Raw genomic sequence first — 5757 nt, 5'->3', positions numbered from 1 at the left:
GGTGTGTTGCGCGGAGTAGACATTGTCCACTCGCAGCAACACACCCCGCCGATGTGGCCTTCCCCCGCTCACCCGGCGCGGCACAGCGCCGGGATCAGCGCGCGGCGGACGCGCGGCAGTCCGCGCAGGTGCCCCAGAGCTCGATCGTGTGCTCGATGTCGTCGAAGCCCTGGGCCGCGGCGACCTTCGAGGCCCAGGCCTCGACCGTGGGGCCGTCGATCTCGACGGTCCGGCCGCACATCCGGCACACCAGGTGGTGGTGGTGCTCGCGGCGCGCGCACCGGCGGTAGAGGCTCTCGCCGTCCTCGGCGCGCAGGACGTCCACCTCGCTCGCGTCCGCGAGCGCCTGCAGCGCCCGGTACACGGTCGCGAGGCCCACGGACTCGCCGCGGGCGCGCAGGGTCTCGTGCAGCTGCTGCGCCGAGCGGAAGTCCGCGATCTCGTCGAGCGCCTCGACGACGGCTGTCCGCTGGCGGGTCATGCGTGCGGCCATCAGCGGCACTCCTTCGCGGCGGCCACAGCACGTTCCGTTGCGGCAGCAGGCAGGTCGACGTCGTCGGGCAGGTCTGGATGCGGGTCGTGCGCGGGACGCCGCCGGGTCAGGAACGGCGCCACCAGTGAGACCACCGCGTAGACCGCGATGGCAAGGACCACGATAGTCGCGCCGGGCGAGACGTTGTACCAGTAGGTGATGGTCAGGCCGGACACGCAGACCACCACGCCGACGACGCACGCGGTGAGCATGGTGCGCCCGAAGGCGTGCGTGACCTGCTGCGCCACGGCGACGGGCACGATCATGAGCGCGCTGACGAGCAGCAGGCCGACGACGCGCATGGCGACCGTCACCGTGAGGGCCGAGACGACCGCGACGATGATGTTCAGCGCCCAGACCGGCAGGCCGGACGCGATGGCGAACTCCTCGTCGTGGCTCACCGAGAACAGCGCGTGCCGCAGTCCGACCCCGACGGCCAGCACCACGAGGGAGAGCACGACGGTGAGCCAGAGGTCGGCGTCGGTCACCGTGGAGATCGAGCCGAACAGGTACTGCATGAGGTTCCCGGAGGAGCCGCCGGCGATCCCGATGAGGAAGACGCCGCCGGCGATACCGCCGTAGAACATGATGGCGAGCGCGAGGTCGCCGGAGGTGCGTCCCCGGCGCCGGACCACCTCGATGAGGACCGCGCCGATCACCGCTGCGACGACTGCGCCGGGGATGGCGAGGGCGTCGTTCGGCGTCAGTCCCATGCCCGCGCCGACGAGCCAGCCGAGCGCGACGCCCGTCAGGGCGACGTGCCCGATCCCGTCGCCGAGCAGGGACAGCTTGCGCTGCACCAGGTAGGTGCCGACGACGGGGGCGGTGATGCCGACAAGGAGCGCGGCGACGAGGGCCCGCTGCATGAACGGGTCGGTCAGCATGAGCATGATCACGGGCGCACCTCCAGGTCGAGTGCCATGGCTTCGGCGTCCCGAGCTGTCCGGCTGTCGTTGTCGTCGGCGTGCGGGTGCTGGTGCCGGTGTCCGACGCGGTCGTGGTCGTGCCGGGCGCGCGGCGGGGCGCCGTCGTGCACCACCTTGCCGTGCCGCAGCACGACGGCGCGGGTGACGAGCGGCTCGAGCTCGCCGAGCTCGTGCAGGACGACGAGCACGGTGAGGCCGCCGTCGACCAGCCGCTTCATGGTGGCGGCGAACGCCTCCTGGCTGGCGACGTCCACGCCCGCGACTGGCTCGTCCAGTACAAGAACATCGGGCTCACGGACCAGGGCGCGCGCGATGAGGATCCGCTGCTGCTGGCCGCCCGACAGGAGGTGGACGGGGTCGCGCACCCGGTCGGCGAGGCCCACCTGTTCGAGGGCCGTGTCGACCCGGTCGCGCCAGCCGCGCGGCGGCCACAGCCGGCGGCCGTGCAGCAGGCCGGACGCGACGACCTCCTGCGCGGTGGACGGGATACCGCCGCCGGCGGTCGCGCGCTGCGGCACGTAGCCGATGCGGCTCCAGTCGACGGCGGTCCCGCGCCGGCCGGCCCCGAGGGGCCTGCCGAGCAGGCGCACGGTGCCCTCGGACGGCGAGTTGATGCCGACGAGCGCGCGTACCAGCGTCGACTTGCCGGAGCCGTTCGCACCCAGCAGCGCGACGACCTCGCCGCGGTCCACCGTCAGGTCGATGCCGCGCAGGATGTGGCTCGCGCCCGCACGGAAGTGCAGGCCACGGGCCTCGATGACGGGTTCGCTCGTCTCGGTCACCTGCCTAGTGTCCGTCATTCGCAGACCAGGCCCTCCTCCAGGGCGGCGAGGTTGGCCTGCATGACCGAGACGTAGTCGTCGCCCGCCGCCGTGGCGTCCTCCGACAGGCCCTCCAGCGGGTCGAGCACTGCGGTGTTCACTCCGAGGTCCGAGGCGAGGGTCTCGGTGACCTTGGGGCTCACGAGCGTCTCCGAGTACAGGGTCTTGATGCCGCGCTCCTCGACGATGTCACCGATCTCGCGCAGGCGGGCCGGGGACGGCTCCACCTCGGGGTCGAGCTCGGAGATGCCCACCTGCTCCAGCGCGTACCGGTCGGCGAGGTAGCCGAACGCGGCGTGGCTCGTCACGAGCGTGGCGCCCTGGCAGGCGGCCAGGCCGTCCGCGAACTCCTGGTCCAGCTCGTCGAGCTGCTGGCCGAGGCGCTGGGCCCCGGCGGCGAACTCGTCGGCGTGCTCCGGGTCCACCGCTGCCAGCTCGTCCGCGACGGCCTGGCCGACGGTGGCGAGCTTGCTCGGGTCCAGCCAGAAGTGCGGGTCGGTGGTGCCGTGGCCGTGCTCGTCGCCCTCCTCGGCGTGCTCGGCGTGCTCCTCCTCGGTCTCGCCTGCGTGCTCCTCCTCGGCCTCCTCGGCGTGCTCGACGAGGCCGGCAGCGTCGGCGGCGTCGACCACGTGCTCGGGCGCACGGGTCTCGATGGCCTCGTCGACGGCGGTCTGGAAGCCGGACAGGTAGACCACCAGGTCGGCCGTGCCGACCTCCCGGACCTGCGCCGGGGACAGCTCGAGGTCGTGCGGCTCGGCGGCCGGGGGCGTGAGGTTGTCGACGGTGACCAGGTCGCCGCCGATCTGCTGCGCCACGTACTGGAGCGGGTAGAACGAGGCGAGTACGGTGACGCCGTCGGACTCGCCGGAGGAACCACCTGTGTTCTGCGTCGAACAGCCCGCGAGGGTCGCCGTGGCGACGAGAGCGAGGCCGGCGAGGGCAGCGCCGGCGGCGCGAGTCTTTATCATGAGAACGATTCTCACGCCTGTTGAGAACGGTTGTCAAAGATCGGTGGCGAGAGGTCGGTCACTGGGTTATTCGCGCAGGCCTCAACCTGCCCGGACGGTAGGCTGGGCGGACATTGTTTACCGCCTGTTCCCCTGGAGAGACCCTCGTGTCCGACAAGTCAGTGCGCTCTGCGCAGACCGCCAAGCTCGACGCCGTCGTCTCGCTCGCGAAGCGACGAGGTTTCGTCTTCCCGTCGGGTGAGATCTACGGTGGAACGCGCTCTGCGTGGGACTACGGCCCCCTCGGTGTGGAGCTCAAGGAGAACATCAAGCGCCAGTGGTGGCGTTCGACCGTCACGAGCCGTGACGACATCGTCGGCCTCGACTCGTCGGTCATCCTGCCCCGCCAGGTGTGGGTCGCCTCCGGCCACGTCGGCGTGTTCACCGACCCCCTCACCGAGTGCCTCTCGTGCCACAAGCGCTACCGCGTGGACCAGATGCAGGAGGCGCACGCGGAGAAGAAGGGCATCGACGACCCGGACTCCGTGCCGCTGACGGACCTGGTGTGCGTGAACTGCGGTACCCGCGGCCAGTGGACCGAGCCGCGCGACTTCAACATGATGCTGAAGACGTACCTCGGCCCGGTCGAGGACGAGTCCGGCCTGCACTACCTGCGCCCCGAGACAGCGCAGGGCATCTTCGTGAACTTCGCCAACGTCGCCGCCGCGGCGCGCAAGAAGCCGCCGTTCGGCATCGGCCAGATCGGCAAGTCGTTCCGCAACGAGATCACGCCGGGCAACTTCATCTTCCGCACGCGGGAGTTCGAGCAGATGGAGATGGAGTTCTTCGTCAAGCCGGGCGAGGACGAGGAGTGGCACCAGTACTGGATCGACCAGCGCACCGCCTGGTACACCGACCTCGGCATCTCGGCCGACAACCTGCGCCACTTCGAGCACCCCAAGGACAAGCTGTCGCACTACTCGACCCGCACGGTGGACATCGAGTACCGCTTCGGCTTCCAGGGCAGCGAGTGGGGTGAGCTCGAGGGCATCGCGAACCGTACGGACTTCGACCTGAAGACCCACACGGAGAGCTCAGGCAAGGACCTCGCGTACCGCGACCCGGTCACGAACGAGAAGTACTACCCGTACGTCATCGAGCCGGCCGCGGGCCTCACCCGGTCCCTCATGGCCTTCCTCGTGGAGGCGTACGCAGAGGACGAGGCGCCCAACACCAAGGGCGGCGTCGACAAGCGCACCGTGCTGCGCCTCGACCCGCGCCTGGCGCCCGTCAAGGCAGCGGTGCTGCCGCTGTCCAAGACGGCGGACCTGCTCCCGACGTCGGAGGCCCTGGCCGCCGAGCTGCGCAAGTACTGGAACGTCGACTACGACGTGACGCAGGCCATCGGCAAGCGCTACCGCCGCCAGGACGAGATCGGTACGCCGTTCTGCATCACGGTCGACTTCGACACGCTGGACGACCAGGCGGTCACGATCCGGCACCGCGACTCCATGGAGCAGGAGCGCGTGGCGCTGGACAAGGTCGTCGGCTACCTGGCCGGCCACCTCGTCGGAGCCTGAGGCTCGGGCCTCGACAGGCCCGACCAGCGGCGCGGGTTGTCGGTCAGCCGCGCGCGTCCTGTGCCTGCTCCCTCAGCAGGCGCAGGACACGCGCGGCTTCCTTGTCCGTCGTCTCGATCTCGTGCAGGGGCTGGACACGGAGCGGCGCGTGCTCCCCGACGACGAGGACCGCGCGCCGAGTGCTCTCGGCCGGCACGAAGCGCACCAGGAACGTGCGGAGCCAGATCTCGAGGAGGAACTGCCCGCCCTCGCCCAGCTCGACGAGCCGAGCGACCCCTTCCGGACTCCTGACGCCGCCCAGCGGGTACGTCCTGCCCATCGGGGTCACCGCCGCTGCTCCGGTGCAGAGCAGCCCTGCCAGCCACGACACCGCCTCATGGCCCTCGGGCAGCGCGAGGTCGACGGGATCGGTCAGCGGGATCGGCGCCCCGAGCACCGCTGCGGCCGCCAGCCCTTCAAAGCGGTACTCGAGGTTCACCAGCCCTTCCATCAGCGACACGGTCATGCTCAGGTCGTCCGCGGCGCTCGTGTCGCCGGCGCTGGTCAGGAGAGCCTGGCGGATGTCGTCGTCGAGCGGCTCGAGCTCGATCTTCATCTGCTTGCCCGCCGCGGCCAGCAGCCCGGTCAGCATGTCCAACGACCGCGAGCGCGCGCCGGTCTCGACCGCGGCGACGGTGCCCCGCGAGACGCCGGCGCGAGCGGCCAGAGCGGTCTGGGACAGCCGGGCGGCGTACCGAGCGTCCTTCACGAGCTGAGCGACATCCAGCTGAGCACCTTCACGATTCACGGGACCGATCGTGCCCCGTTCGGCGGACGCGTGCGGGGCAGGCAGACCGCGCCTGTGGACAACTTCGGGGCCCGGGGGCAACACCAGTAATCCGGAGTGTGTTGGGGGGGGGTTGTAAAGTGGAAGCAAAGGAAAAACCAACACCCGGGTTTAAACACCCCCCG

6 protein-coding genes are annotated in these 5757 nt (G+C 70.6%); 1 reads left to right on the top strand and 5 read right to left on the bottom strand.

Annotation, left to right across the window (positions count from 1 at the left end):
• Positions 1 to 94: 94 nt before the first annotated feature.
• Genes AB0I32_RS27050 through AB0I32_RS27035 form a run of 4 tightly spaced genes read right to left on the bottom strand, consistent with a single transcriptional unit; the run spans position 95 to position 3247 of the window.
• Positions 95 to 493, bottom strand: a complete 399-nt coding sequence (locus AB0I32_RS27050; protein ID WP_357511789.1) for a Fur family transcriptional regulator — start codon at positions 491 to 493, stop codon at positions 95 to 97.
• Entirely contained in the window at positions 493 to 1422 is a 930-nt protein-coding gene (locus tag AB0I32_RS27045; protein WP_357511791.1) for a metal ABC transporter permease, read from the bottom strand. Before AB0I32_RS27045 ends, AB0I32_RS27050 begins: the two co-directional genes overlap by 1 nt.
• Before the next feature lie 2 nt (positions 1423 to 1424).
• On the bottom strand, positions 1425 to 2240 hold the full coding sequence (locus AB0I32_RS27040; RefSeq protein WP_357511786.1) for a metal ABC transporter ATP-binding protein: 816 nt from the start codon (positions 2238 to 2240) through the stop codon (positions 1425 to 1427).
• A 14-nt stretch (positions 2241 to 2254) separates the two neighbouring features.
• Positions 2255 to 3247 carry a zinc ABC transporter substrate-binding protein gene (locus AB0I32_RS27035; protein ID WP_357511784.1) on the bottom strand — a complete coding sequence of 331 codons (993 nt, stop codon included), beginning with the start codon at positions 3245 to 3247 and terminating at the stop codon, positions 2255 to 2257.
• A gap of 146 nt (positions 3248 to 3393) precedes the next feature.
• On the opposite strand from AB0I32_RS27035, the gene AB0I32_RS27030 reads away from it, so the two are divergent.
• Entirely contained in the window at positions 3394 to 4806 is a 1413-nt protein-coding gene (locus AB0I32_RS27030; protein WP_357511782.1) for a glycine--tRNA ligase, read from the top strand.
• A gap of 43 nt (positions 4807 to 4849) precedes the next feature.
• Here AB0I32_RS27030 and AB0I32_RS27025 read toward each other — a convergent pair whose 3' ends face one another.
• Complete coding sequence (locus AB0I32_RS27025; RefSeq protein WP_357511780.1) at positions 4850 to 5593, bottom strand: helix-turn-helix domain-containing protein; 744 nt, start codon at positions 5591 to 5593, stop codon at positions 4850 to 4852.
• Positions 5594 to 5757: the final 164 nt, after the last annotated feature.

This window comes from Promicromonospora sp. NPDC050249 (assembly GCF_040656015.1).
Taxonomy (GTDB): domain Bacteria; phylum Actinomycetota; class Actinomycetes; order Actinomycetales; family Cellulomonadaceae; genus Promicromonospora.
The sequence above is the reverse complement of the archived record's forward strand: the minus strand, read 5'-3'. Positions and strand labels throughout refer to the sequence as shown.